Origin of the sequence: Hydrogenophaga sp. RWCD_12 (assembly GCF_046604225.1) — a bacterium.
In the GTDB taxonomy this organism is placed as follows: Bacteria; Pseudomonadota; Gammaproteobacteria; order Burkholderiales; family Burkholderiaceae_C; genus Hydrogenophaga.
The window spans coordinates 465,212-491,800 of the sequence record NZ_JBKIXC010000004.1; the positions used below are offsets into that span (position 1 = coordinate 465,212).

The following is a 26,589-nucleotide window of genomic DNA, read 5'->3' on the forward strand; positions in this document are numbered from 1 at the left end:
GCCCGAACCTTACGCGCAATCGGCTTGACCAATGAGGCCACCTCAAAGTGGACCGGTGCGTCCATCGGCCCCCTCCAACAAGTCCCCAAACAAGGGGCTCCGGGGCGGCACGCTACCCCGGATCGCCCTAAAATTGTTACGCCATGTACGACGCCCTGTCCTCGCCACAGCCATCCCCCGACGCGGATTCGCGCGCGGTCGGCGTGCTGGTGGTCGACGACCATGACCTGATCCGCCTGGGGCTGCGGGCGCTCATGGGCCAACGCGCCGACGTGCGCCTGCAAGAGGCCCGCACGCTGCAGGAAGCGCTGGCGCTGTACCGCCGCGGCGACATCGACGTGGTGCTGCTGGACCTGCACCTGCCCGACGCCCACGGCCTGACCGGCCTGACCACCTTCCTGCAACAGCACCCGCGCGCCAGGGTGGTGATCCTTTCGGGCGACAGCGATCCGCAGATGGCGCAGCGGGCCCTGGCGCATGGCGCCGTCGCCTATCTGCCGAAGTCGGGCGACCTGCAGTGCGTGATGGACCACCTGAACCTGACCGCGGCGCGCAGCATCCACCGCGACTTCGTGGACACCCTGCCCCCGCGCACCGACGACCCCCGCTCGCAGCTGAGCCCGCGGCAAGTGCAGGTGCTGGAGTGGCTGCTGGCCGGGCAAGCCAACCGCGACATCGCCGAGCGCCTGCACATCAGCGAGGGCACGGTCAAGAACCATGTCTCGGCGCTGCTGCTGATCTTCGGCGTGCGCTCGCGTGCCGAGCTGATCAGCGCCCTGCGCTGAGCGCCCATGACCGAACCAGCCGCCGCCCCGACCATCCAGGAACGGGTGATGCGCGAGCAGGTGGCAGCGCTTTACGCCACCATCACCAGCTCCACCATTGCCGATGTGGTCGTCTCCTGGGCCGCGGGATGGCTGTTCTGGTGGCAGGGCCACAACACGATGGCCCTGGTCTGGCTGGGCCTGCACACCACGCAGCTGTTGCGCTACCCCTATCAGGTTGCCTATTTCAAGGACCCCAACGCTGGAGAACACAGCCCGCTCTGGGCCCGCCGTCACCGCACCGAAATGCTCTGGTACAGCGGCACCTGGGGCCTGGCGCCATGGCTGATCCTGCCGGGCGCGGACACCTCGATGACGGCCGTGCTGGTGCTGATCGTGCTGGGTGTGACCAGCACCGGCATTCCCGCGGTGGCGCCGCGCTGGGCCTCGGTGATGTGTTTTGCGCTGCCCATGGTGCTGAGCCTGTCCGCGGCACTGCTGTGGCAAGGCGACATGGTGCATGTGTTCCTGGCGGTCAGCTGCCTGGCCTACCTGGGCGTCACGCTGCACATCGCCCGCAGCCAGCACGCGCTGCTGGCGCAGACTCTGCAATCTCGCTTCGAGAAGGAGGCGCTGGCCACTGAGCTGGAGCAGCAGGTGCGTCTGACGCGCGAGGCCAGCGAAGAGAAGACCCGGTTCCTCGCCGCGGCCAGCCACGACCTGCGTCAGCCCCTGCACGCGATCGGCCTGTTCGGTGCGTCGCTGGAGCGGGAACTGCAAGGCCATCCGGTCCACCCGCAGGCGGTCTTCCTGCAGGAAGCCGTGCGCTCGGTGCACACATCCCTGGGCGCCATGCTCGACATCTCGCGCCTGGACGCCGGCGTGGTCGCGCCAGTGCGGCAGCCAGTGGCGCTGCAGGACATTCTGCTGTCGCTGCAACGGACCTTTGGCCAGCGCGCCGACGAAAAGGGGTTGACGCTGCGCATCCGCTCCAGCCCGCTGCGCGTGAACACCGACCCGCAGATGCTCGAACGCCTGCTGGGCAACCTGGTGGAAAACGCGATCAAGTACACCCTCTCCGGCGGCGTGCTGCTGCGCGCGCGCGCGCGTGGTCCGCAGGTCTGGATCGAGGTCGCCGACACCGGCATCGGCATCGACCCGGCGCTGCACGAGCAGGTGTTCCACGAGTTCTACCAGGTCGACAACCCGGCGCGCGACCGCAACCTGGGCCTGGGCATCGGCCTTTCCATCGTGCGGCGGCTGTCCCGGCTGCTGGACCATCCGGTGACACTGCGCTCGCAGCCCCGCAAAGGCAGCCGCTTCCGCGTGACTGTCCCCAAGGCCCCGGCCATGCAGGTGACCGCCAGTGCCGCGCCGGTCGAGCTGGTGGCCGCCTCGGCCCTGCCACGCCGGGTGCTGCTGATCGACGACGAAGCCATCGTGGCCCAGGGCCTGATGGCGCTGATGAAGACCTGGCAGGTCGAGCTGCTGGCAGCGGCCGACGAGGCCGAGGCGCAAGCCGCCATCGACAGGGCCCGCGCCCATGGCCACGTGATCGACGTGATCCTGTCGGACGTGCGCCTGGGCCAGGGTGTCGACGGACTGTCGCTCGCGCGCCGCCTGCAGTCGGCGATGGACCCGATGCCGGCACTGCTGATGATCACCGGCGAAACCGCTCCCGATCGTCTGCGCCAACTGGAGGGCGCCGGCGTGCCGCTGCTGTTCAAACCGGTCGACCCGGAGCACCTGCGCCGCGCCCTCGCGCAAGCCGTGCCGACCCGGCCACAAGCCCCGGCGCCAGCAGAGCCCGCGGTCGCGCTCTAACATGCGCGGGCCGGTCGCCAACGGGGTGGCCGCGTCACACACCAGGAGACCACCATGCTCAAGCTCTACTACTCGCCCGGCGCCTGCTCGCTCTCGCCCCACATCGTGCTGCACGAATCCGGCCTGCCCTTCGAGGCCATCCCGGCCCCGACCAAGACCCACCAGCTGCCCGACGGCACCGACTACTACACCATCAACCCGCTGGGCTATGTGCCGCTGCTGGTGATGAAGGACGGCGAGAAACTGCGCGAAGGCCCGGCCATCATCCAGTACCTGGCCGACCAGGTGCCCGAGAAGAACCTCGCGCCCGCCTACGGCACACTGGGCCGCTACCGCCTGATGGAGTGGCTGACCTTCATCGGCACCGAACTGCACAAGGGCTTCTCGCCGCTGTTCACGCCCAACATGCCCGACGAGGCCAAAGCGATCGCCAAGGAGCGGCTGCAAAGCCGCCTGAAGTGGGTCGATGGCGAACTCGCCGGCAAGCAGTACCTGCTCGGTGATGCGTTCAGTGTGGCCGATGCCTACCTGTTCACCGTGACCAACTGGGCCGCCTTCGTCGGCGTGGACATCAGCGGTCTGGCGAACCTCAACGCCTACCGCGCCCGTGTGGGATCACGTCCTGCGGTACAGGCGGCCCTGAAGGCCGAAGGCCTCGGGAAATAAGACCCCCACGCTCCGCCGCTGCGCGGGTCGCTGCCCCCCGAGGGGGCGCGAATTCGGCTTGGGGCGGCCCGGCGCCGAATTCAACGGTCCCGCGCTCGGCCGTTTAGCGGTTGAGCACGGTGATCGCGGTGCCCAGCGTGGTGCCGTTCGCGGTTGCACGGATCGTCACCGCGGTGTTGCGGCGCACGGCCAGCGTGGTGACCGGGAAGCTCACGCTGGTTGCACCTGCCGGCACCACCACCGAGGCCGGCACCTTGGCCGCGCTGGTGTTGCTGCTGCTGAGCTTGACCGTGGCACCGGCCGCGGTTGACAGGGTAACCGTCGCCGTGGCGCTGCTGCTTTCCCACACCGGACCGGTAACCAGCAGGGCGCTGGGCTTGGCAGGGGCCAGGACAGGGCCTGCAATATGCAGCAACGGTGCGGGCGTGCCACTGAACAGATTGGCTTCTCCCGCCACGTACACGCCGCCATCGCTGGCCACTTCCACATCGGCGCCGACCTGCGAGCTGTTCGTGTAGAGGGTGCCTTCCAGGGCACCAGCAACGGTGTACTTGATGGTCGCCATGCTCGGGCGATAGCTCACCGTTCCGGTGGAGCCGGTCACAGGCTCGGCCGCACGGCCAGTCACGAACACGGAACCGTCGATGCCCAGCCCCAGCGCCGCCGGGCTGCCCATCACGAAGTGAGACACACCGAAGTCGACCGACCACAGGGGCGCGCCCGCCGTGCTGAGCTTGGCGGTGCGCCAGTTGGGCGTGATCACGGTGGCGCTGATGCCGCCGCTGCTGGGCAGGTTGAACGATCCTGTCATCACCAGATTGCCCGTCGCATCCACCGCCGCGCGCAGGGCGGTGCCGCTGGTGCTGACCGTCGTGCGCCAGAGTTCATTGAAGGCCGGGCCGTACTTGATCGCCAGCAGGCCGCTGCCGCCACCCACGGCATAGACCTCACCGCTGCGACCGGCCGCCAGGCTCAGTCCCGCTGTGCCGGTGTTGATGACCGCCAGCGGGTTGCCCAGCCCATCGAACGCCGCAACAACCGCCTGCCCGGCGCTATTGGAACCGGTCACGACCGGCTGACCGGCGCTGTTGATCACCAGCGAGTCCAGACCATTGGTCGTGCTGGCGCCATAGGTACGCATCCACTGCCGCACACCCCCCGCGCTGTACTTGACCAGCTGCAGTTCGGGACCTGTGGCCGCCGTGCCGGCCTGCACCAGGGCATAGACATTGCCACTGGCGTCCAGCGCCACTTCACGCACCTGGGCAGGCGCGGTGGTCGCGGCGTCCTGCCAAAGCGTGTTGCCCGCCGCATCGAGCTTGGCGACCAGGGTACCCAGCGGCATGCCTGTGGCATCCACGACGGCGCCCCCCAGCACGATGCTGCCGGTGGCATCCGTGACCACATCAAAGGCCCGGCTCGCCACACCGGCTCCAGCAAGGCTGCGCTGCCACAGCTCGGTGCCCGTCGGCCCGAACTTGTGGACCACGACCGGCAGCCCCAGCAGGGTTGCTGCCACCACACTGTTGCGACCACCGTCCACAGCAAGCGCAGGCGCCACGACCTGGGCCGCGACCGACGCGCTCCAGTCGGGGACGAGCTGGGCATGGGCGAACGATGGCAGTGCGAAGGCGGCTGCGATCGGAGCGCAGCGAAGGCCCCGGATGATGGTCTGAAACATGAGCGTGTCCCCCTGAAAAGATGTGCGGCAAACCATGGGCCACCGCGTGAATTCACCCGACTCCGGTGCACAAGCGGGGCATTTCACCCAACCCATCCCCCAATCACCGGTCACTCACCCGCTTTCACGGGTGGTGGCCATCCTGCAGCATCTTTCAGGCCATCGCAGACTGTTACTGGCCGAGACCGATCGGCGCCGGCGCCTTCATCACGATGCGCGTGAACAGGCGGTCGAACTGCGGATCGCGGGGAATGCGGCCGTTCAGCGGGTCCTGGTTGGTCGCGAATGCTGCGTTCATCGCATGCCAGTCACTCTCGGTCAGATGACGCTCGGCCTCGGGCAGGATGATGGTTTCTTCCAGGCGCATGTGCTCCTGGTAGAACTCGATGTAACGCGTGACCTCGTCGACAAAGGCCTGGCGGCGCCCTTCGCCGAGCAGCTCCCAGGCCAGCAGCAGGTGCATCAGCTCGCGCACCCGGGGTTCGCCGCGCATGTGATCACGCTCCAGCTGATCGATCGTCGCCATCGTGTGCGGCGCGGCCTTGACCACACGCGGAAACAGCAGATCCGATTCCTTGGGATGGTGGTGCTTCTCGGGAAACTCGTCGATGTAGAACAGCATCGCGCGCAGCACGTCGAAGAAGCGCGCCGAGTCGTCCTGCCCGCTGACCTCGGGCCCGCGCCGCACCAGCTGCAACAGCGACTGCAGCATGGCTGCCAGGGTGGCGTGTTCCTCGCGAATGACGCGCAGGGCTTCGTGGGTCATGGTTTTGTCTCCGGGAATGCGAAACCGACCGGGTGGTCGGCGAATGGATCCGGACTATGGCCGAGCGCGCTTCCGGGGGCCTTGACCCACGTCAAGGCTGCTCCCGGGCCTCCCCCTGGAAGGGGTTGCCTTTACATCCGGTTGCAAACCAAAGTGTTAGCATTTTTGACCCCTCCGGGCAACCGCCTGGACACATCCCTGCTGTCACATACCCACACCATGAAGACGATCCGCATTGCCCTCCTCGCCCTGTCGCTCGGCGCCGCCAGCTGCGCCACGGTGGCCAACGAAACCATGGAAGCTCCGCCTGCACTGGGTCAGCTGGAAAGCAAGACGTACCTGGAATGCATGAAGAAGGCGAATGGGCGGCTGGAGCAGGCGCCTTGCATCCAGAACGAAAAGTCGTGGCAATACCGTCAACTTGAACTGCTCTACAAGAGCCTCTCAACCAAGCTCAAGGATCCGCAGCGCGCAGAGCTGGCGAAATCGCAGGCCGCCTGGAAAGCGTTCGTCACCGCAGAAACGGCATTCGCGGCCTCTGTCTACTACCCCCAGCTCGGCAGCTCAGATCTTTCCGTCTCGACCAACGAGATCATGTGGATCGTTCAGCGTCGCCAACAGCTGCAGCAGCATCTGGATTTGAACTGACGCAGCGAGCCGTATTGGCTCAGCAAATGAAGGGAGGAAAAGAACATGACCAATATCGACATCAACGACCCAACCCAACGCAGCGGGGCGGTCTACTTCGTGGTTGGCCGGGGAACCGAAGGTGGTGGCAGTTCCTATCGGCTCAGTGTTGCCGGGGTCACGCCGAGTCAATGGGGCACTGTCTCAAGTGTCGCGGACAACAGCGGGTATTCCATTGGAACGATCCAGGTTGACCTCGGTCAGCGAGGCAACTGGCCCTTGGGGGCCATCGAAAGCCGTTCGCTGAAAGCTGGAGAGGCCTCCTATGTCGACGCCATCATCGGCCAGGCTTCCGCCTACGCACGGGCCAATCAACTGCCGTTTCCTAGCGACGCGGCGGGACTCTCTGCGCTGCGCAGCGACCTGCTCAGTCATGGCAATGGTCAAGGAAACAACCCGTCGATTCGCTTCATCTCCGATGAACATCGGGACACGATCAATGCCTGGGCTGGCTCGGAGGCAGGACAACAGTGGATCCACCGGAACATTGACTTTCCCCAGGTGAAGGCCATTGCCGACGATGCCAAAGACGTCCTGGACCGCCACGGATCCAACATCCCCGAAGACCGCAAGTTCGAAATCCTTTGCGTACTGGCCAAGGCGGAAAATCAACGACCCAGGACCTACGACAAGCTGGTGGCGTCCTTGCGAAACGGCGCCGACTACGACACCTTCATGGAGGAGGTTGATCGGCAGAAAGCAGCGGTGAAGTACTTTGCCGGACCCAAAGCCGGCGAACTCGCCCGCCAGTACCAGGAGAACTTCGAGAAGCCCGGCAACGCCGTCGCGATGGAAGAGGCACACCGGCAGGTCGCGAGCAGCAGCTACCAGCCCTCCAACGAACGCAACATCCCTGAAGTCCAGACAGCGCTGGCCGCCTACCGGCGCGACGTCAACGACCCGTCGGTGCTCGATCGCGGCGACAAGGGTGACGATGTGAAGCTGCTGCAGCAGGCACTGCAGCGCGAGGGCAAGTCTTTGAAGGACGACGGCGGCTTCGGCGCCGGAACCGAACGCCTGCTCACCGAGTTCCAGCGCGAGCACAAGCTCGATCCCAATGGTTTCGGCGACCGTGCCACGCTCAAGGCCCTGGGCCTCGCGCCTTCCCTCGATCCCAAGACCAGTGCCTCCCTGCACCGCATGATCGAAACCCTGCAGGCCGGTGGCCGGTTCAGCGACGCGCAGATCGCCCGCATCGCCGAGTCGTCGCAGAACTACCTGCTGGAAAACCGCGCCGCCCTGGGCGAAGTCACCAACATCCAGTTGCGCGGCGACGGCCAGAAGATCCTGTTCCAGAACGACTTCAGGCAGATGCGTGAACTCGACACGCAGCAGGCACTCCAGGGTTACGTGCCTGCACGGCCGCTGGTCGAGGCTCCGTCCACCACGCCCGCACAAACGCAGGAACGCACCGCCGAAGCTGCGCAGCGATGACAGGCTTCCGGGTCCTCAGCGCCCTGGCTTCCAGCGCTTGAGCAGCAGTGCGTTGCTCATCACGCTGACCGAACTCATCGCCATCGCCGCGCCCGCCAGCACCGGGCTGAGATAGCCCATCGCGGCCAGCGGAATGCCCGCGGCGTTGTAGGCGAAGGCCCAGAACAGGTTCTGCCGGATCTTGGCCACGGTGCGGCGCGAGATGTCCAGCGCCGCCTCCACCAGCAGCGGATCGCCGCGCATCAGCGTGATGCCGGCGGCGTGCATGGCCACATCGGAGCCACCTTCGCGGCCGCCCATCGCGATCCCGACGTCGGCCGCCGCCAGCGCCGGCGCGTCGTTGACACCGTCACCGACCATGGCGACCGTGTGTGCGGACTCCGCACCAGAGGCCTCACGCAGCCGCTGCACCACCGCCGCCTTGTCCCCCGGCAGCACCTCGGCGATCACAGCGCCACCTTCGACGTCCATGCCCAGCTGCCGCGCCATCGCTTCGGCCGCGCCACGGTTGTCGCCAGAGACCATGAACAGCCGCAGGCCACGCTGCTTCAGCCGGGCCAGCGCCTCGCGCGCACCCGGCTTGGCTTCGTCCCCGAACGCGAACAGCGCCAGCGGGGTCCAGGGCTGGCCTTCTCCCGCGCGACTGGCCAGCAGCGACACCGTCGAGCCCTCGGCCTGCTGACGCTGCACCGAAAGGGCCAAGGTTCCCAGTGCGGACAGCGGCAGCCCCAGCTCGTCCATCCAGCGCAGGCTGCCCAGCGCCAGGGTCACGCCCCGCACCGTTCCCAGCGTGCCTTTCCCGGTCACGGACTGCACATCCTGCGCCGCATCGGCCAGGACCGCGATGCCTTTGGACCGTGCCGCATCCAGCACCGCGATCGCCAGCGGATGGGCACTCTGCGCCTGCAGCGCCGCCGCCGCGCCGAGCACCGCCTGTTCGTCCGCGCCCGCCACCGCCTCCACCAGCCGCAGCCTGGGATGGCCGATGGTCAGCGTGCCGGTCTTGTCGAAAGCCACCGTGTCGACCTTGTGCGCGATCTCCAGCGCCTCGGCATCCTTGATCAGGATGCCGTGCCGCGCAGCCACGCCGGTGCCGGTCATGATGGCCGCCGGCGTCGCCAGGCCGAGTGCGCAAGGGCAGGCAATCACCAGCACTGCCACTGCGTGCAGCATGGCCACCTCCATCGCCGCGCCCTTCCACAACCAGATGCCCAGCGTGAACAACGCGATCACCAGCACCACCGGCACGAACACCGCCGCCACCTGGTCAACGAGCCGCTGCACCGGTGCCTTGCCGGCCAGTGCGTCCTGCACCAGCGCGATGATGTGCGCCAGCACGCTCTGTGCCCCGACCGCCTTCACCTTGATCTCGACCGATCCCTCGCCGTTGAGCGAGCCGCCAGTGATGCGGTCGCCGGGCCGCTTGGGCACAGGCATCGCCTCGCCCGTCAGCATGGATTCGTCGGCCTGTGTCTCGCCCAGCACCACTTCACCATCGGCCGGAAAGCGTTCGCCAGGCAGCACCCTCACGATGTCGCCCGCCAGCAGCTCGTCGGCCGGCACGTCGCTCATCTCGGTGCGCTTCACACCATCGGGCACCAGGTGCGCGCGCTCGGGCCGCAGCGCGTGCAGTGCGCGGATCGCGTCGGTGGTCTGCCGCTTCGCCCGCGCCTCCAGCCACTTGCCCAGCAGCACCAGCGTGATCACCACCGCCGAGCCTTCGTAGTACAGGTGCACCATCTCGCCCGGTTCGGCCTTGAGCCAGAGCCAGGTCGACAGCGCCCAGCCGGCCGTGGTGCCGATCGACACCAGCAGCTCCATGTTGCCGGTCAGCGCCTTGAGGGCGTGCCAACCGGCCTTGTAGAAGCGCGCGCCGAGCCAGAACTGCACCGGCGTCGCGAGCAGGAACTGCGCCCAGGCCGGCAACATCCAGTGCTTGCCCAGCAGGTCGCCGATCATCGGCAGAGCCAGCGGTGCCGACAGCAGCGCACCGAACACCACCGGCAGCGCATCGACCGGCACGCCCAGCCAGCGCTCCTCGCTCACGTGGTCCATCGCATCCATCGCGCGCGGCTCGTAGCCCGCGTCGCGCACCGCGCGCTTGAGCAGGGCCAGGGTGTCCGCATCCTGCACACCGGTCAGCGTGACGCGCGCCGATTCGGTCGCCAGGTTCACCGTCGCCTCGCGCACCCCGGGCTGCTTCTTCAGCACCTTCTCCACCCGCATCACGCAGGAGGCGCAGGTCATGCCCCCGATGCCCAGGTCGATCTGTTGGCTGTCGTCGTTCACTTCAAGCGTCGCGGTGTTCATGGGGGTGAGAATAAGCTTTACCCCCATGGGAAGGTCAAGCCACAAGGTGTAATCCACCCGCCGCTTGACCTTCACACCATGTCAAGGTGCAAGATACCGGCATCGTCATTCAGGAGAAGTTCCATGAGCCAGCAAACCTTCAACGTGCAAGGCATGACCTGCGGTCACTGCGAACGCGCCGTGCAGACCGCCATCAAGACCCTGGACCCGCAGGCCGAGGTCAAGATCGACCGCGCGCAGAACCTGGTCGAGGTGAATAGCAGCCAGACGCGCGAAGCGGTGGCGGCTGCAATCCGCGAAGAGGGCTATCAGGTCGCCGCATGAGTGCCGACACCGAGGCCACGCTGGACACAGTCGCCAGCTGGCCCGTCAACATCGGCACCGCTGCCCGGCTCTCGGGCATCTCGCCCAAGATGCTGCGCCACTACGAGTCACTCGGCCTGCTGGGTGAAGTTTCGCGCACCGACAGCAACTACCGCCAGTACAGTCTGGCCGACGTGCACACGCTGCGCTTCATCCGCCGCGCCCGCGACATGGGCTTCGGCCTGGACGCGATCACCGAGCTGGTCGGCCTGTGGCACAACCGGCGCCGCAGCAGCGCCAGCGTCAAGCGCATCGCCCAGAAACACCACGACGACCTGGGCCAGCGCATCGAAGCCCTGCAGGCCATGCAGCGCAGCCTGCACACCCTGCTGTGCCACTGCCCGGGCAACGACCGGCCAGACTGCCCCATCCTGGACGATTTGGCCCATCCTTGACCGGAATCAAACACCGCGCTCCCTGGTCGACTGGTACCGGAACAAATCTTTACCAGACAGCATCAGAAAGGCAGAAGACGGTACACACGGGGGTATGACACTGGACCCAAGGCACCCCGGCATACCGCCCCGGTGTCCACCCCCCAACCTCAAGGAGCCCCAGCATGAAACCCATCGTCAAACGCAGCCTCATCGTGGCCGCCATCCTCGCCGGCATCGCCGGTGTCTCGGCCACCGCCATTGCCCAGGGCGCCGGTCCGCAAGGACATGCCCATGGCCCGCGCGCCGAACAAATGCAGAAGCGCCACGCCGACCACCAGGCCAAGCTCAAGGTCGACCTGAAGATCACCGCCGCGCAGGAAGCCGCTTGGAAAGCCTTCGACACCGCCACCACCCCCAACCCGGCGGCCATGCCGGCACCGGTGGCCCGCGAAGACTGGGCGAAGCTGACCACGCCGCAGCGCATGGAAAAGATGCAGGCCTTCCGCGCCGAGCGCGACGCTGTCATGGCCAAGCGCATGGATGCGGTCAAGACCTTCTACGCAGCTCTCACCCCCGAGCAGCAGAAGGTGTTCGACGCCCAGTCCTTTGGTCCGATCGGGGACCGTGGCATGCACGGCGGCCGCCATGGCGAACGTGGCGAACACCGCGGCATGATGGGTCCGATGGACGGCCCCGACGGCCACATGGGTGGCAAGGGCTGCGACGGTCCTGGCGCCAAGAAGGGCTGATCGCCCTTTCCCCTGTTTCTCCCTGTTTTCATTGAAGGTTCTCCTCCGCCCTCACAGCCCCGGTTCGCCGGGGCTTTTTTTGTGGCCGTCCCCGGCGTCTGGCGCTTGACCTGAGTCAAGCCCGCCCAGCCGACCGGCGCTTAAGCTGCGCCGCCATGGAACTCGACCTCATCATCGTGGGCGCCGGGCCGGCCGGCCTGAGCCTCGCCCGGGCCTTGCGCGGCAGCGGCCTCAATGTCACTCTGCTGGAGCAGCAAAGCCTGTCCGCGGTGCAGAACCCGGCCTTCGACGGCCGCGAAATTGCCCTCACGCAGCACAGCGCCGCACTGATGCGCCAGCTCGGCCTCTGGCCCCTGCTGGGCGATGCCAACATCGCGCCGCTCAAGGACGCCCTGGTGCTCGACGGCGGCGTCGGCTCCACGCAGTCGCGCATGCGCATCAGCCACAGCCTCAGCCCGAAGGCGGAGCTGGGCTTTCTCGTCGCCAATCACCACATCCGCCGCGCCGCCTACCAGGCCGCGATGGGTGAGGGTGCCGGCCTGGCCCCGACGCTGCGCTGTGGCGAACAGGTCACCGGCATCCGCACCGACGCGCAATCAGCGCGCCTGACCCTGGCCAGCGGCGAGACCCTGCAGGCCCGCCTGGTGGTGGCCGCCGACAGCCGCCACTCCAGCACCCGCCGCGCCATGGGCATTGCCGCCGACATGCACGACTACGGCCGCACCATGCTGGTCTGCAACATGACCCATCCGCAGCCGCACGAAGAGACCGCCTGGGAGTGGTTCGATCACGGCCAGACCCTGGCCCTGCTGCCGATGAACCTGGACCCGGCCAGCGGCCTGCCGCGCTCGTCGGTCGTGCTGACCCTGCCGCACCAGGAGATCCAGCCCCTGCTGGACATGGATGAAATGGCCTTCAACCGGGCCATGACCGGCCGCTTCGGTGGCCAGCTTGGCGACATGCACCTGACCAGCACGCGCCACGCCTACCCGCTCGTCGGGGTCTGGGCGCGCCGTCTGGTCGCGCAGCGTTTTGCCGCCGTCGGCGATGCGGCCGTCGGCATGCACCCGGTCACCGCGCACGGTTTCAACCTTGGCCTGCGCAGCATCGACACCCTGTCCAAAGCCCTGGTCCAGGCCCACCAGGGCGGCCAGGACATCGCCTCGCCCCAGCTGCTGGAGCGGTACCACCAGACGCACCAGCGGGCCGCCCGCGGCCTCTACATGGCCACCCACGCGGTCGCCACGCTCTACACCCGCGAACACGTGCCCGCGCGCTGGCTGCGCCGCGGCATGGTGGAACTGGGCGAGCGTTTCACGCCATTCAAACGCGCAGTGGCAGCCAGTCTGACCGGACTGGGCTGACCGTTTCGCCTCTGGCGAAGAAGGCCATGTTGCGTTGCATCAAGGCAGATGTCAGGCTTCGGGACTAGATTGACGGAAGTCAATCTGCACGGGTGCGCAGTCACCCGGCAGGCATTCGCCGCCCGAGGAGACCTGAAAAGATGCTGTCCGCCTTCATCACACACGCCGATTGCGCCCGCCACGACATGGGCCCGCACCACCCCGAATGCCCGGAGCGCCTGGGCGCGATCAACGACTACCTGCTGGTCAAGGGTCTGCTCGACTGCATGGTTCCCTACGACGCGCCGCTGGCCACCGAAGACCAGCTCGGCCGTGCCCATGCTTCGCTCTACGTGCGCGAGATCTTCGACGCCTCGCCCAAGGAAGGCCTGCACGCCGTCGACCCGGACACCAACATGTGCCCGCACACCCTGCAGGCCGCACTGCGCGCCGCCGGTGCCGCGGTGCAGGCGACCGACCTGGTGCTGGCCGGTGAGGTGCCGACGGCCTTCTGCTCGATCCGCCCGCCAGGCCACCACGCAGAACGCTCGGCCGCCATGGGCTTCTGCTTCTTTAACAACATTGCTGTCGGCATCCGCCACGCGCTGGACGTGCACAACCTCGAACGCGTCGCCCTGATCGACTTCGACGTGCACCACGGCAATGGCTCCGAAGACATCTTCCGCGGCGACGAGCGGGTGCTGATGTGCTCGATCTTCGAGAAGGGCCTGTACCCCTTCAACGGCGAAAACGCCACTGGCCCGAACATGGTCAACGTCGGCCTGCCCAGCCGCTCGGGCAGCGATGCCTTCCGCGCTGCCGTGTCGGAGCAATGGATCCCCGCGCTCGACGCCTTCAAACCCCAGCTGATCTACATCTCGGCCGGCTTCGACGCCCACCGCGAAGACGACATGGGCAACCTCGGCCTGGTCGAGGCCGACTACGCCTGGGTCACCCAGCAGCTGCTGGGCGTGGCCAACCGGCACTGCCAGGGTCGCGTGATTTCCTGCCTGGAGGGCGGCTACGTGCTCAGCCCACTGGCCCGCAGCGTGGGGGCCCATGTCAGGGTCCTCATCGGGGCCGATTGAAAGATATATGGACAAACACTACCTCACACCGCTCTTTCAGCCCGAATCCATCGCCGTCTTCGCCGGCAACCACGAAGACCCGGCCAGCCAGATTGCCCACGCGCGCACCCTCTGCGCCGCGCTCACCGGGCAGCGTTTCTCCGGCACCCTCACCTTCCTCGACATCCACACCAGCGGCACGCTGGCCGACCTGGCCCAGACCCGGGCCGACCTGGCCATCATTGCCCTGCCGCCGGCCGAAGCCCTGGCCGCCCTGGAAGTGGCCGGACGCATCAAGTGCAAGGCCGCGCTGGTGGTCGGCAGCGGCGCCAATGCTGACGTGGCCTCCGAAATGCACCAGGTCGCGCGCCGCCACGGCATGCACCTGCTCGGCCCCAACAGCCTGGGCTTCCAGCGCCCGCGCATCGGCCTGAACGCCAGCGTCGCCGGCCCCATGACCACGGTCGGTCCGCTGGCCCTGGTGTCACAGTCGGGCGCCCTGACCTCATCCATCCTCGACTGGGCGAGCCAGAACGGCGTCGGCTTCTCGACCGTCGTCTCGCTCGGCCCCAAGACTTCGGTCGACATTGCTCAGGTGCTCGATTTCCTGGCATCGGATGCTCAAACACACAGCATCGTCGTCTATCTTGAAGGCATCTCCAACGCACGCCGCTTCATGAGCGCCCTGCGCGCGGCCGCCAACGCCAAGCCGGTGGTGGTGCTCAAGGCTGGCCGCAAGCCCGCCGGCAACGAGGCCGCGCAGACCCACAGTGGCGCCATCGTCGGCAGCGACGATGTGTTCGACGCCGCCCTGCGCCGCGCGGGTGCTGTGCGGGTGCGCTCCTTCGTCGAGCTGTTCTCGGCCGCCAAGTGCCTGGCATCGCGCTACCGCCCAGTCGGCAAGCGCCTGGCGGTGGTCACCAACGGCGGTGGCCCGGGTGTGCTCGCTGCCGACTGGATCAGCGAGATTGCGCTGCAACTGGGCAAGCTGGCGCCGGAAACCATGGCCGAGCTCAAGCCCAAGCTGCCGCCGCTGGCTTCGCTCAACGACCTGATCGACGTCTCGGAAGAAGCGACCGCCGAACACTACCGCGCCGCCATCGACGCGGCCGGCCACGACCGCTCGATCGACGGCGTGCTGGTGGTGCATTCGCCCAAGGCCGGCATCGACGCCACCGATATCGCCCGTGTCATGGCCGAGGCCAAGGTGCGCATGAACAAGCCCCTGCTGTGCTGCTGGATGGGCGATGCCTCCGTCGGCGAAGCCCGCGAGGTGCTGGGCAAGGCCGCAATCCCGAGTTTCCGCACCCCGGAAGCCGCCGTCGGCGCCTTCGGCAACATCGCCAGCTTCTACCAGAACCAGCAGCTGCTGCAGCAGACGCCGCCCCCGCTCTCGACTCTGGCCAACCCAGACATCGAGGGGGCCCGGCTGATCATCGAGAACGTGCTGACCGAGCGCCGCAAGATCCTCACCGAGATGGAGTCCAAGGCCCTGCTGTCGGCCTTCCACATCCCGGTCACGCAGACCATCCTGGCGCGCTCGGCCAACGAAGCCATGATGATCGCGACCCAGCTGGGCTATCCGGTGGCGCTCAAGATCGACTCGCCCGACATCAGCCACAAGAGCGACGTCAATGGTGTGGCACTCAACGTGATGAACGCGACCGCGGTGCGCGACATCTACAACACCATGATCCAGGCCGTGGCCAAGCTGCAGCCCGGCGCCAAGATCAACGGCGTGACGATCCAGAAGATGGCGCAGAGCAAGCGCGGCCGCGAGCTCTACATCGGCCTGGTGACCGACGACCCGTTCGGACCAGTGATTGCCTTCGGCGCCGGCGGCACCATGATCGAACTGATCGGCGACCGCGCGATGGAGCTTCCGCCCCTCAATCAGTTCCTGGCGCGCCGCCTGATCGAGCGCTCGCGCGTGGCCGACACGCTGGGCGAATGGCGCGGTGCCTCGGCCGTCGACATGGACATGCTCGAACACGTGCTGCTGCGCGTCTCGGAAATGGTCTGCGAGCTGCCCCAGCTGCGCGAGATGGACATCAACCCCATCATCGTGGATGAAAACGGCGCGGTGGCGGTCGACGCCCGCATCGTGATCGAGAGCGCGCCCGCCACGGCCCGCAACTATGCCCACCTGGCCATCCTGCCCTACCCGGCGCGCTACGAGCAGGTCTGGCCACTGCGTGGCGGCGGCGAATACACCGTCCGCCCGATCCACCCGGACGATGCCCAGATGCTGCAGGACCTGGTGCAGGGCCTGTCGGCCGAGAGCCGCTACTACCGCTTCGTGTCCAGCATGACCGAACTGCCGCCATCCATGCTCTCGCGCCTGACCCTGATCGACTACGACCGCGAAATGGCCCTGGTGGCCATCCACCGCGAGCGCAAGGCTGGCGAAGACGGCGAAATGGTCGAAACGGAACGCATCGTTGGCGTTTCGCGCTACATCACCAACCCGGACAAATCCAGTTGTGAGTTTTCGCTCGTGGTGGCCGACGACTTCAACGGCAAGGGCCTGGGCTCGCGCCTGATGCTCAGCATCATGGAAGAGGCCCGCGACAAGGGCCTGGCCGAGATCGAGGGCCTGGTGCTGGCCAACAACCCCGGCATGCTCAAGCTGATGAAGGGCCTGGGTTTCCACATCAAGTCGTTCGCGGAAGACCCGGACTTCAAACTCGTGACCCACACACTGTAATAAACCCCAGTATTTTTCCTGCAGAAGAGCGCCCCGGCCTGGCCGGCAGCGCTCTTTTTTTATCCCTCTCTATGTCTTCTATCTCTCTATTTCAAATTGGTAGCAGTAGTAGAAGGCGCGGTTTTTTGTGGACAAGCCGCTTTTCTTCAGAAAAATCAAGCACTTGGATGGTCCTGAACCCTGTTTGAAGTACCCGGGTCCAAAACGCCTGTGCGCTGAACAACTTTGGGTTTCGTCTTGCGTCTGTGGATAAGTAGTGGCTTGTTAAAAAGTTATACACAGAGTTGTTGAAAAATACCTGCTCCACTCAGCGTTGCCAGCCCATCCATGCAAAACCGGCGGCCAAGCCCAGGCCGTGCAGCAGGGTGGCGGCGACCGTGGCCGCGAGGGCCGGGCGCAGTTGTCCGGTCTGGTACCGGTGACGGAACAGCCCGCCCGCGGCAAACAGCGACAGCGGCAGCGAAACCAGACCCCACAGTGCCTCCATCGGCGGCACCAGCAGCCACACCGACACCACGAGCCAGCCGTGGGCGCCTAGGGTCAACGCGGTGTAGAGCGCCCAGGCACCAGTCGGGCCCAGCTGGACCGCCAGGGTGCGCTTGCCGACCCGGGCGTCCGCCGGGGCGTCGGGCACGCCGTTGATCAGCAGCAGCGCCGCCACCATGGCCGCGAAGTTCAGTGCCACACTGGCCGGAATCACGAAAAACTGGCGCCGCTGCACGTAGTCGGCGCCCACCACGACCAGAAACCAGGCCAGCGCCACCGCCAGTTCACCCAGCCCCCGCGACATCAGCTTGAGCGGTGGTGCCGAATAGGCCCAGACCAGCAGCAGGCCGGCCAGCCCCAGCCCGATCACGCCACCACCCGTCTTCACCGCCAGCAGGAGCCCGCCGGGCACCAGCACCAGCAGCAGCGCCTTGGCCAGGTCGGCGGTCTCGCGTTCGCTCACGGCGCCGTTCTGGATCAGGCGCGAACCGCCGGTGAAGGGGTAGATGCCGCCGGCGTTGCCCGCGTCGGCGCCGTTGCGGGCGTCGTGCAGGTCGTTGAGCACATTGCCGGCCGCGTGGGCCAGCACGGCCAGCAGCGTGGCACCCAGGGCCAGCACCGGGTCGAATCCGCAACCGCAGGCCGCCGCGGTCGCCGTGCCCAGCGCGCAGCCCACGACGGTCAACAACAGGAACGCCGGCCGCGTCATGCGCCACCACAGTCCCGGCTGCCACCGGTCCGAACGGTGGGGAGTATTTTTGGTGTCCATGGGCGCAGTGTGCCCGACACATGTGGACACCGCCTGCACCCCCCTGCGGCGGTGGTCGGCTGGTACACTGCCCGCCGACCCGGCCGGAGCCTTTCCGGCCCCGCAAGTTCCCCGCCGGATTCATGTCCACCGTCCTCAGCGCCAGCGCCCCGACCACGTTTGAAATCAAGAGCGCCCACCTGCCGCTGGTGGCTCTGCTGCTCAAATCCGCCGACCTCGCCCGCCTGGGCCAGGAGCTGACCCAGCGTTACGGCGACATTCCCGACTTTTTCGACCACGACCCGCTGCTGGTCGACCTCACGCCCCTGCAGTCCGGCCCCGAGGCTGGCGGGCTGGTGGACTTTCCCGCGCTGCTGACCCTGCTGCGCCAGTTCCGGCTGCAGCCGGTGGCCGTGCGCGGGGGCGACGACGCCCAGATGGCGGCGGCCGAGCTGGCCGGCCTGATGCGCGCCGACGATGCCACCGTGCAGCGCAGTGCTGCCGCCGCCACACCGGCGCCAGCGCCTGCACAAACCCAGGCACCCGCGCCAGCACCCGTGGCGCCACCGGCCGCCGCAGGCGCCCTGGTGGTCGACAAGCCGCTGCGTTCCGGCCAGCAGGTCTACGCCCGCGGCCGCGACCTGGTGGTGATGGCCATGGTCAACCCCGGCGCCGAAGTGATCGCCGACGGCCACATCCACATCTACGCCCCGCTGCGCGGCAAGGCCATCGCCGGCGCCCGCGGCAACGCCGACGCCCGCATCTTCGCGATGTCCATGGACCCCGAGCTGATCTCGATCGCCGGCATCTACCGCACCAGCGATACCCCGCTGCCGGCGGATGTGCTGGGCAAGCCGGCACAGGTGCGCCTGGTGTCCGGCCCGGATGGCGACAAACTCGTCATCGATCCCCTGAATCCCTGAACCTGAAGGAACCTGTCTCATGACCAAGATCGTTGTCGTCACCTCCGGCAAGGGCGGCGTGGGCAAAACCACGACCAGCGCCAGCTTTGCCTCCGGCCTCGCGCTGCGCGGCCACAAGACCGCCGTCATCGACTTCGACGTCGGCCTGCGCAACCTGGACCTGATCATGGGTTGCGAACGCCGCGTGGTCTACGACCTGATCAACGTGATCCACGGCGAGGCCAACCTCAACCAGGCGCTGATCAAGGACAAGGTCTGCGACAACCTGTTCGTGCTGGCCGCCAGCCAGACGCGCGACAAGGACGCGCTGACGCAGGACGGCGTCGAGAAGGTGCTCAATGACCTGTCGGCGATGGGCTTCGAATACATCGTCTGCGACTCGCCGGCCGGCATCGAGACCGGCGCGCTGATGGCGATGCACTTCGCCGACGAGGCGCTGATCGTGACCAACCCGGAAGTCTCCTCGGTGCGCGACTCCGACCGCATCCTGGGCATGCTGGGCAGCAAGACCAAACGCGCGATCGAAGGCAAGGACGCCATCAAGGAACACCTGCTGATCACGCGCTACAACCCCACGCGCGTGGCCGACGGCCAGATGCTCTCGCTCGAGGACATCCAGGACATCCTGCGCATCAAGCTGATCGGCGTGATCCCCGAGAGCGAAAACGTGCTGACCGCCTCCAACCAGGGCACGCCCGCGATCCACCTCAAGGGCACCGAAGTGGCCGAGGCCTACAGCGACGTGATCGACCGCTTCCTGGGCGCCGACAAGCCGCTGCGTTTCATCGACGCCGAGAAGCCGGGCTTCTTCAAGCGCCTGTTCGGGAGCAAATGAGCATGTCGTTCCTGTCCTTCTTTCTGGGTGAGAAAAAGAAGACCGCCAGTGTTGCCAAGGAGCGGCTGCAGATCATCCTCGCGCACGAGCGCAGCGGCCGCAACGCCGCCGAGCCCGACTACCTGCCGGCCCTGCAGCGCGAGCTGGTGGCCGTGATCGGCAAGTACATCAAGATCAATCCGGACGACATCAAGGTCCAGCTGGAACGTCAGGACGACCTCGAGGTGCTGGAAGTCAAGATCGAGCTGCCCGACCGCAAGTGAACACCGGGGCCGTCAAGGCCCCGTTTTCCGCATGGCCCGCATCCGCTTCGAGCTGCCCGAGCGCTTCGTCTTCGCGACGCAGATCCAGATCTACATCAGCCACGTGAATCAGGGCGGCCATCTGGACAACGCCCAGCTGCTGACCCTGGTGTCCGAGGCGCGGGTGCGCTTCTTCCGGTCGCTGGGCCACCGCGAGTCCGACGTTTCCGGCTGCCCCATCGTGGTGGGCGACCTGGTGGCGCAATACAAGTCCGAAGGTTTCCACGGCGAGACCATGCGCGTGCGCATGCTGCCGCAGGACTTCAACCGCTACGGCTTCGACCTGGTCTACTGCATGGACGACCTGGACACCGGGCGCGAGGTGGCACGCGGCAAGATCGGCATCGTCTTCATCGACCGCGCCGCGCGCAAGCCCACGCCGGTACCTCCGCCGTTCCTGCTGCAGCTGAATGCCCTCATCCCTGTGCACTGAGACACGCTGACCGCGACGAACGCATTGCGCAGTTGTCGGGCAATGAATGGCCTGACTATCATCGTCGGCAGAGCGCGGGAATGACCTCCGCGCAGGAGTCCGCATGCTCAGAACCCTTGCCTCGTCCCTGGCGCTGACCGCCGCCCTGCTGGCCGGTTGCGGCAGCACCGTCGTCAATCCGGTCACCGGCCGCAGCGAGCGCACGGTGATGGACGAGCGCACCGAACTGGCCGAGGGCAAGAAGGCCCATGAAGAGGTGCTCAAGGAATACGGCATCTACCCCGACCCGAAGCTGCAGGCCTACGTCAACGAGGTCGGCCAGAAGCTGGCGAAGCAGTCGCACCGGGCGAACATCCCCTGGACCTTCACCGTGCTCGACAGTCCCGAGGTCAATGCATTCGCCCTGCCCGGCGGCTACGTCTACATCACGCGTGGCATCCTGGCCTACATGGAGAGCGAGGCCGACATGGCTGGCGTGATCGGTCACGAGATCGGTCACGTCACCGCACGCCACGGCGCCCAGCGCGCCACGCGGCAGCAGACCGCCGGCCTGGGCGTGCTGGCCGCGACCGTGCTGGGCGCGGTGCTGGAGAGCAAAGTCGGTCTGGCCGGCGGCACCGAGATGTTCGGCCAGGCGGCGCAAGGGATGGCCGCGGGCTATGTCGCGAAATACAGCCGCGAGCAGGAGCTGCAGGCCGACACCCTGGGCGCCGAGTACCTCGCGCGCAGCCAGTACGACCCGCGCCACATGGTCGACGTGATCCGCGTGCTCAAGCTGCAAGAAGCGTTCGCCGTCGACGAGGCGAAGGCCCAGGGCCTGCCCGCACCCGAAGGCGCGAACTGGCTCTCTTCGCACCCGAGCAACGACCAGCGCCTGCAGGCGATCAGCCAGAACGCCGCCAAGTACCAGGGCAACTACGCCTCAGACGGCGCGCAGCGGTTCCTGCAAGTGGTCCAGGGCATGCGTTTTGGCGAAAGCCCCGAGCAGGGCCTGACGCGTGGTCAGAACTTCTACCACCCGGGTCTGGGGATCGCGATGACCGCACCGGCCGGCTGGCGCATCGAGAACGATGCCGAGGCCGTGAGCTTCGTGGCGCCGCAGGGCGACGCCGCGCTGCGCGTGCTGGCGGTGCCGCGCAGCGCCGGCACTGACCACGACGCGATCATCCGCGACGGCCTCAAGCCCAGCGAGGGCAAGCTCACGCGCGGCAACGTCAACGGTTTTGCCGCCTCGCACTTCGTCGGCGCCCGCCGGCTCGACAACGGCCAGACCCAGGCGCTTGAGGTGACCCTGGTCACCGGGCCGAAACAGAACGCCTACCTGATGGCCTACCTGTCGGCCGACGCCCCCGCGCGCAACCGCGCCATGCCCGGGCTGATGGCGACCGAAAAATCGTTCCGTGCGATAACCGCGGCCGACCAGCAGGCGGCGCGGCCGTGGCAGTTGCGCACCGTGCCGTTCCCGCGTGGTGGTTACGCTGAGCTGGCCCGCCAGTCGGCGGTGTCCGAGAAGCGCCTGCAGTTGCTCAACGGCAGCTACGGGAGAGCGGACCCACCGGTCGGCCAGATGGTCAAGACCGTTGTCGAACAGTGAAAGGGCGCCGCCGGCCATGAACGACCGCCAGGAACCGGGCCTCGCCGAAGAAGGGCCCGACCCATACATTTTCATGCAGCCCACTCCGCGCGGGCCGGTGGATGGACCGCTGTTCCGGCCGAAACCCAAGGAGGGCATGAGCGGCCTGACGATCGGTCTGATCGTCGCGGCGGTCGTGATCGGCCTGTTTGCGGTAGGCCAGTGGCTGTGGGTGCGGTCGCAGCAGGCCAGCCGGGCCGAACGCGAAGCCGCCCGGCCCCCGATCCCGCTGCCGGTGCCGGCGAAGGTGCCCGAGCCGCCCGCGCAGGAAGGGGTACGGCGCTGCGCGAACGCGGTCGGCGAAGTGACCTACACCGACACCGCCTGCCCCAAGGGCACGCGGGAGAGCATGGTGAACACCACCGAAGCGCTCAAGGTCGACGACGACCCGGGCAGCGTCACGCTCTACCGCTGCAAGGGCGCGGGACAGTTCTGGTCCCTCGTGCATTGCCAGCATCGCGGCGGGTTCGTGGTGAGCACGCACACCGTGCCGGCCAACCTGTCGCTGGCCGACCAGATCAGCCTTGCCCAGAACCGCGAAGCCCCGACTCGCCCGGGCCGTCCCGCGGCGCGGGTGGCGGAGGTGGGCCCGCCGGCGCCGCTCAATGCGGTCCAGCAGAAAGCGCAGGATTGCAAGCGGCTGGACGAGCAGGTCGCGGCGCTGGATGCCTATGCGCGGCATACGTTGTCGCCGGACGAACAGGACCGGGTGCGCGGCGAGCGCAAGGGATACCGCGACCAGCAGTTCAGGTTGCGCTGTGGCCGTTGAGCCCATTCTGGCGCCGGCTGGCGCAATTTTCCACATCGTGGTACATTAATGGCTTCGCCTTGGGCGACAAACCCGTTGCCGGCGCTCACGCTGGCACACACAACCCCGGCAGAGGGTGGGTCGGTCCAGCCCCTCCATCGCGAGCCCAGCCTTTCCCGCAGTACCAGCGGATGTCCGGCGGGGCAACCACTTTCCCTGCTGTCACCGGACCCCTGCCGTGGGCTGGTTCCGACAACCCCCCTGGACGCCAGATGCGCCCGGGTGGCATTGATCGGTGCAGTCGGGCACCCCGGCAACTGGGGCTGCCACCGTGTATGTCGGGCCTTGTCGGGTCGGCGGCTTCTGCCGCGGACCCTGCCCATTGAAGTTCTAGATGATTCAAACGTTTCCCATGTCCGCCGCCGCACCGCGGACCCTGTCTTCCAACTCTCCCCTGACCCTGGGGCGTTACCGCATCAGCGCCAGCCCGCGGGCCATGGCCTGCGGCCGCTTTGCCGCTTTCGTGTCGATCGCCAGCGGCAGCGGCAGTGCCTGCACCGACCGTGTCATGCGCTTCACCGAAGATTTCCCCACCCACGAAGCCGCGGCAAGCTATGCCATGGCACAGGGCATCGACTGGGTGCGCGACACTGCGCGCCAGTCGCAATACCCGAACTGAACCACATTCATTGACTCCAGGAGAACCACACCATGGCCAAGGAAGAACTGATCGACATGATGGGCATCGTCAACGAGGTGTTGCCCGACACCCGTTTTCGCGTCACGCTGGACAACGGTCACCAGCTGATTGCCTACTCCGCCGGCAAGATGAAGAAGAACCACATCCGCATCCTCGCGGGTGACCGGGTCTCGCTCGAACTCTCGCCCTATGACCTGACCAAGGGTCGCATCAATTTCCGCCACATCGAAGGCCGCGGCCCGATGGTGCCCCGCAAGCCGCGCTGAGTGGCATGGCAGGGCGGTGGCGGGCTCACATGCCCATGCCGCCGTCCACCGGCAGCCCCGCGCCCGTGATGAAGCGCGAGGCGTCGGAGCAGAGAAAAACCACCGCGTCGGCCATGTCGGCCACCGTGCCCAGTCGCCCCAGCGGGGTCTGCGCGACGATGGCGCCGACGGCGGCCTCCGGCGTCGGGAACAGCCCGGCGGTGACCACGTCGGCCGCGAGTTTCATGCCCATGTCGGTCGGCACCAGGCCCGGGTAGACGCAGTTCACCCGCACCCCGTATCCCAGCTGGCCTGCCTCCATCGCGGCCACGCGGGTCAGCCGGTCGACCGCCGACTTGGTGGCCGAATAGCCGGCGATCGCTGGAAATGCGATGGTGGCCGCGACCGAGGCCACGTTGACCACCGCCCCACCCTTGCCTGCCTGTCCACCCGGGCGCATCGCACGGAACGCGTGCTTCAGGCCCAACGCCGTACCGACGATGTTCACGTCGAGCATGCGACGCAGGGCTTCCACGTCAATGTCCGAGACCAGCGCGGTCTCTTCGACGCCGGCGTTGTTGATCAGGATGTCGAAACCGCCGAAGGTTTCGTGTGTCGCAGACACGGCCGCCAGCCAGCTGGCTTCGTCGGTCACGTCCAGGTGCACGAAGGCGACCTTCGCACCCGTGGCAGCCAACGCGCCTGCGGTTTCTCGCCCGGTGTCTTCGAGGATGTCGCCGATCATCACCGAGGCACCGGCGGCCGCCAGCGCCACCGCCATGCCGGCGCCCAGGCCGCGCGCACCACCGGTGACCAGGGCCGTGCGGCCCGCGAGGGAAAGTTCTGACATGAAACGGCTCCTGGAGAAAAAGGAAAGGCCCCGCCGGATGGCGAGGCCTGGTCCAATCTAGTCCGTCACACGCCGCGGCTGGCGTGCCGACCTGTGAGGTCTGTCAGGTCAGCGCGCGGCGGCGCAGCCTTCGACCGACACGCCGTCCACCGCCGCGGTCACCGTGCACTTCCACGCGCCGGCAGCCGTGCGCTGATAACGCAGGCCCAGGGGCTGGTCGCCACACTCGGCGCAACTGGCCGAGAGCGCCAGTTCGGCCAGACGCGACTTGCTGTCGGCTGGCATGGTGTAGTCGAACTCGATGACTTCCCAACGGTTGTCCATGGTCGCCGTCAGGCGGTCGGCGAGTCCGTCGAGCTCGCCCAGTCCTTCGGGGAACTTGCCTTTCGCGGCCTGCGCGTGGGCATCGATGGCTTCGGCCACCATCTGCCCCGCGCGGTGCATGTCGGCCGCGCTGGCTGGTGTGGCGTTCACCTCGGTGCTGGCGCTGGCCTCCCTTTCGGATTCGGACTCGGCCGATGCCTCGTCGTGCGGCACCGGCAGGCCCAGTTCGCCGACCACCTGGCGCCCGAAGCCCTCCAGCTTCGCGGCCAGGCCGCTGCCGGAGAACGCCAGTGCCAGCACCATCGCGAGGATCACGCCGCCCATGATGAGCAGGTAGAGGAATCCCACCACCGCACCACCGTAGCCCAGCCGCGGCGACAGGGCCGCGATCAGCCAGGCCCAGGCACTGCGGCGCGGGAAGCTGGCGTCGCGGTCCTTCAGTCGCACCAGCCGCTTGCACAGCCAGGGGTAGTCGGCGGTCAGTTCGTTGACCGCCATCCAGAAGCGGCCGGTGTCCTGCGCCTGTGCTTCAAAGGCCGCCAGGTTGACGGCCTTCCAGCGTTCGCTGCCGGCGGCCAGCACCACCAGCGCGCGCTGCGCATCCTCCAGGTTGTTGCAGCAGGCCAGGCCGTGGCGGTCGCAGGTGTACTCGCAGGCGCGCGAATACGCGGGTGCCAGCAGCGGCGTGAGGCCCGCTGGCGCCAGCCACCAGTGCCGCGTCAGGTGCTTGCGCTGGATGTGCGCCAGTTCGTGGCCCATGTAGAACTTGATCGCCTCCGGCCGGTCCTTGAGCGCATCGACCACGCTGCTGAGCAACACCACATAGTCCCGGCGCATGAAGCGCACGGCCAGCGCGTTGAGCATGCCGTCGGCCTGGCACAGGTAGAGCTCGGGCGCGCGCTGCACGCCCAGGCGCTGGCAGCTCTGCTGGAACAGCGCATGCAGGTCGGGGAACTGTTCGGCACCGACCTTGAGCGCATTGCCACGCACCCAGCTGACCAGCAGCGAACGCGTGAACAGGCCCAGCAGACCCAGGAACAGCATGATGGGGATGATGAGCCCGACGGTCAGGACCAGCAGCACCAGCCAGATGCTGCAGGCGACATAAGTGCTGATCCAGAACAGCGGGTCTTCGTGCCGGTAGGGCATCACGGTGACCGGGCCTGGCGCAGGCGCGGACTCCGCCGCCGCGGGAGCGGCGGGGTTGAGCGTCTCTTCCATGGTGATGCTCAGACCACCGCGACGCCGTTGTACTTGGGCGAAGCACCCCAGTCGTTGGTTTCGGGCTTGCTGTCGAGCACGGTCAGCACGAAGAACCAGATGCCACCGATCAGGGGCACGAAGTTGATCAGCAGCCACCAGCCCGAGCGGCTGGTGTCGTGCATGCGGCGCACGCTGACGGCCAGCGTTGGGATCATGCTGGCGATCATGTAGATCATGGGTAGCCAGGCGGTCAACCAAAGTACGGGTTGCGAACTACCACCGGGAATCAGGGAACCTAGCACGGAGAGAAACACCACAGCAATCATGTTGAACAGCGCGAACATCCAGTACTCCTTGCGCCGCGCGCGCCCGCCATAGTTGAAGCTGTTTTTCCAGACGCTGATGAAATGGTTCATGTGGG

At 67.2% G+C, this 26,589-nt stretch carries 26 protein-coding genes; 19 read left to right on the forward strand and 7 right to left on the reverse strand.

The window, feature by feature from the left end:
- Positions 1–143 precede the first annotated feature (143 nt).
- The 3 genes from ACLIJ1_RS17715 to gstA are packed head-to-tail and all read left to right on the forward strand — an operon-like array spanning position 144 to position 3,254.
- On the forward strand, positions 144–785 hold the full coding sequence (locus ACLIJ1_RS17715; protein ID WP_411366859.1) for a response regulator transcription factor: 642 nt from the start codon (positions 144–146) through the stop codon (positions 783–785).
- 6 nt (positions 786–791) lie between these two features.
- Complete coding sequence (locus ACLIJ1_RS17720; RefSeq protein ID WP_411366860.1) at positions 792–2,588, forward strand: ATP-binding protein; 1,797 nt, start codon at positions 792–794, stop codon at positions 2,586–2,588.
- A 54-nt stretch (positions 2,589–2,642) separates the two neighbouring features.
- Positions 2,643–3,254: a glutathione transferase GstA gene (gene gstA, locus ACLIJ1_RS17725; RefSeq protein WP_411366861.1), complete on the forward strand. Its 612-nt coding sequence runs from the start codon at positions 2,643–2,645 to the stop codon at positions 3,252–3,254.
- Positions 3,255–3,357: 103 nt separating this feature from the next.
- Here gstA and ACLIJ1_RS17730 read toward each other — a convergent pair whose 3' ends face one another.
- Both ACLIJ1_RS17730 and ACLIJ1_RS17735 read right to left on the reverse strand, forming a co-directional pair.
- Positions 3,358–4,935 (reverse strand): hypothetical protein, encoded by a 1,578-nt coding sequence (locus tag ACLIJ1_RS17730; RefSeq protein WP_411366862.1) that lies wholly within the window; start codon positions 4,933–4,935, stop codon positions 3,358–3,360.
- A gap of 172 nt (positions 4,936–5,107) precedes the next feature.
- Entirely contained in the window at positions 5,108–5,701 is a 594-nt protein-coding gene (locus tag ACLIJ1_RS17735; RefSeq protein WP_411366863.1) for a hemerythrin domain-containing protein, read from the reverse strand.
- Positions 5,702–5,920: 219 nt separating this feature from the next.
- Here ACLIJ1_RS17735 and ACLIJ1_RS17740 point away from each other — a divergent pair, with 219 nt between their 5' ends.
- A complete protein-coding gene (locus tag ACLIJ1_RS17740) occupies positions 5,921–6,349 on the forward strand; it encodes a lysozyme inhibitor LprI family protein (RefSeq protein ID WP_411366864.1) in 429 nt (142 codons plus the stop codon).
- A gap of 45 nt (positions 6,350–6,394) precedes the next feature.
- Complete coding sequence (locus ACLIJ1_RS17745) at positions 6,395–7,822, forward strand: peptidoglycan-binding domain-containing protein (protein WP_411366865.1); 1,428 nt, start codon at positions 6,395–6,397, stop codon at positions 7,820–7,822.
- A 15-nt stretch (positions 7,823–7,837) separates the two neighbouring features.
- Here the strand turns inward: ACLIJ1_RS17745 and ACLIJ1_RS17750 are convergent, their stop codons facing one another.
- Positions 7,838–10,132, reverse strand: a complete 2,295-nt coding sequence (locus tag ACLIJ1_RS17750; RefSeq protein WP_411366866.1) for a heavy metal translocating P-type ATPase — start codon at positions 10,130–10,132, stop codon at positions 7,838–7,840.
- Between the two features lie 123 nt (positions 10,133–10,255).
- Here ACLIJ1_RS17750 and ACLIJ1_RS17755 point away from each other — a divergent pair, with 123 nt between their 5' ends.
- From ACLIJ1_RS17755 to ACLIJ1_RS17780, 6 genes are all read left to right on the forward strand, one after another.
- Positions 10,256–10,456 (forward strand): heavy-metal-associated domain-containing protein, encoded by a 201-nt coding sequence (locus ACLIJ1_RS17755; RefSeq protein ID WP_411366867.1) that lies wholly within the window; start codon positions 10,256–10,258, stop codon positions 10,454–10,456.
- Entirely contained in the window at positions 10,453–10,890 is a 438-nt protein-coding gene (cueR, locus tag ACLIJ1_RS17760; protein ID WP_411366868.1) for a Cu(I)-responsive transcriptional regulator, read from the forward strand. The genes ACLIJ1_RS17755 and cueR overlap by 4 nt, the downstream gene beginning before the upstream one ends.
- Before the next feature lie 164 nt (positions 10,891–11,054).
- On the forward strand, positions 11,055–11,621 hold the full coding sequence (locus ACLIJ1_RS17765) for a Spy/CpxP family protein refolding chaperone (protein WP_411366869.1): 567 nt from the start codon (positions 11,055–11,057) through the stop codon (positions 11,619–11,621).
- Between the two features lie 155 nt (positions 11,622–11,776).
- Positions 11,777–12,985 (forward strand): 5-demethoxyubiquinol-8 5-hydroxylase UbiM, encoded by a 1,209-nt coding sequence (ubiM, locus tag ACLIJ1_RS17770; RefSeq protein WP_411366870.1) that lies wholly within the window; start codon positions 11,777–11,779, stop codon positions 12,983–12,985.
- A gap of 140 nt (positions 12,986–13,125) precedes the next feature.
- The gene (locus tag ACLIJ1_RS17775) at positions 13,126–14,052 is read left to right on the forward strand and encodes a histone deacetylase family protein (protein ID WP_411366871.1); all 927 of its coding nucleotides are present in this window, start codon (positions 13,126–13,128) and stop codon (positions 14,050–14,052) included.
- A 7-nt stretch (positions 14,053–14,059) separates the two neighbouring features.
- Positions 14,060–16,738, forward strand: coding sequence for a GNAT family N-acetyltransferase (locus ACLIJ1_RS17780; protein ID WP_411366872.1), 2,679 nt, complete (start codon positions 14,060–14,062; stop codon positions 16,736–16,738).
- A 307-nt stretch (positions 16,739–17,045) separates the two neighbouring features.
- Here ACLIJ1_RS17780 and ACLIJ1_RS17785 read toward each other — a convergent pair whose 3' ends face one another.
- Entirely contained in the window at positions 17,046–17,993 is a 948-nt protein-coding gene (locus tag ACLIJ1_RS17785; protein WP_411366873.1) for a prenyltransferase, read from the reverse strand.
- Between the two features lie 122 nt (positions 17,994–18,115).
- On the opposite strand from ACLIJ1_RS17785, the gene minC reads away from it, so the two are divergent.
- The 8 genes from minC (at position 18,116) to infA (ending at position 23,812) form a co-directional block, all read left to right on the forward strand.
- Positions 18,116–18,895 carry a septum site-determining protein MinC gene (gene minC, locus ACLIJ1_RS17790; RefSeq protein ID WP_411366874.1) on the forward strand — a complete coding sequence of 260 codons (780 nt, stop codon included), beginning with the start codon at positions 18,116–18,118 and terminating at the stop codon, positions 18,893–18,895.
- A 19-nt stretch (positions 18,896–18,914) separates the two neighbouring features.
- A complete protein-coding gene (gene minD, locus ACLIJ1_RS17795) occupies positions 18,915–19,730 on the forward strand; it encodes a septum site-determining protein MinD (RefSeq protein WP_411366875.1) in 816 nt (271 codons plus the stop codon).
- Between the two features lie 2 nt (positions 19,731–19,732).
- On the forward strand, positions 19,733–19,993 hold the full coding sequence (minE, locus tag ACLIJ1_RS17800; protein WP_411366876.1) for a cell division topological specificity factor MinE: 261 nt from the start codon (positions 19,733–19,735) through the stop codon (positions 19,991–19,993).
- A gap of 31 nt (positions 19,994–20,024) precedes the next feature.
- Positions 20,025–20,465, forward strand: coding sequence for an acyl-CoA thioesterase (locus ACLIJ1_RS17805; protein WP_411366877.1), 441 nt, complete (start codon positions 20,025–20,027; stop codon positions 20,463–20,465).
- 103 nt (positions 20,466–20,568) lie between these two features.
- Positions 20,569–22,059 carry a M48 family metalloprotease gene (locus ACLIJ1_RS17810; RefSeq protein ID WP_411366878.1) on the forward strand — a complete coding sequence of 497 codons (1,491 nt, stop codon included), beginning with the start codon at positions 20,569–20,571 and terminating at the stop codon, positions 22,057–22,059.
- Positions 22,060–22,132: 73 nt separating this feature from the next.
- On the forward strand, positions 22,133–22,867 hold the full coding sequence (locus ACLIJ1_RS17815; protein ID WP_411366879.1) for a hypothetical protein: 735 nt from the start codon (positions 22,133–22,135) through the stop codon (positions 22,865–22,867).
- A gap of 391 nt (positions 22,868–23,258) precedes the next feature.
- The gene (locus tag ACLIJ1_RS17820) at positions 23,259–23,525 is read left to right on the forward strand and encodes a hypothetical protein (RefSeq protein WP_411366880.1); all 267 of its coding nucleotides are present in this window, start codon (positions 23,259–23,261) and stop codon (positions 23,523–23,525) included.
- Between the two features lie 32 nt (positions 23,526–23,557).
- A complete protein-coding gene (infA, locus tag ACLIJ1_RS17825) occupies positions 23,558–23,812 on the forward strand; it encodes a translation initiation factor IF-1 (protein WP_056265133.1) in 255 nt (84 codons plus the stop codon).
- A 25-nt stretch (positions 23,813–23,837) separates the two neighbouring features.
- Here the strand turns inward: infA and ACLIJ1_RS17830 are convergent, their stop codons facing one another.
- The 3 genes from ACLIJ1_RS17830 to ACLIJ1_RS17840 all read right to left on the reverse strand — a co-directional run bounded on the left by ACLIJ1_RS17830 (position 23,838) and on the right by ACLIJ1_RS17840 (position 26,584).
- Complete coding sequence (locus tag ACLIJ1_RS17830) at positions 23,838–24,641, reverse strand: SDR family NAD(P)-dependent oxidoreductase (RefSeq protein WP_411366881.1); 804 nt, start codon at positions 24,639–24,641, stop codon at positions 23,838–23,840.
- 108 nt (positions 24,642–24,749) lie between these two features.
- Positions 24,750–26,186, reverse strand: a complete 1,437-nt coding sequence (locus ACLIJ1_RS17835; RefSeq protein WP_411366882.1) for a M48 family metallopeptidase — start codon at positions 26,184–26,186, stop codon at positions 24,750–24,752.
- Positions 26,187–26,194: 8 nt separating this feature from the next.
- Entirely contained in the window at positions 26,195–26,584 is a 390-nt protein-coding gene (locus ACLIJ1_RS17840) for a DUF805 domain-containing protein (RefSeq protein ID WP_411366883.1), read from the reverse strand.
- Positions 26,585–26,589: the final 5 nt, after the last annotated feature.